1 pseudogene is annotated in these 233 nt (G+C 60.9%); it reads left to right on the forward strand.

Features of this window, described 5'->3' with window-relative positions:
* A pseudogene (gene hflD / locus R0K30_RS23700) lies at positions 1-233 on the forward strand (high frequency lysogenization protein HflD); the annotation flags it as partial.

Below are 233 nucleotides of genomic sequence, written 5' to 3' on the forward strand. Positions count from 1 at the left end.
GAACCCCAGCTCGACGCTGGCGGTTTTTGGCGGTAGCGAAGCCAACCTGCGCGTCGGGCTGGAAACCTTGCTCGGCGTGCTCAATGCCAGCAGTCGCCAGGGCTTAAACGCTGAGTTAACCCGCTACACACTCAGCCTGATGGTGCTTGAGCGCAAACTCTCCTCAGCGAAAGGTGCGCTCGACACTCTGGGCAACCGGATCAACGGCCTGCAACGCCAGCTCGAACACTTCG

Origin of the sequence: Bacillus sp. SIMBA_154 (assembly GCF_046536015.1) — a bacterium.
Lineage (GTDB): Bacteria > Bacillota > Bacilli > Bacillales > Bacillaceae > Bacillus > Bacillus pumilus_P.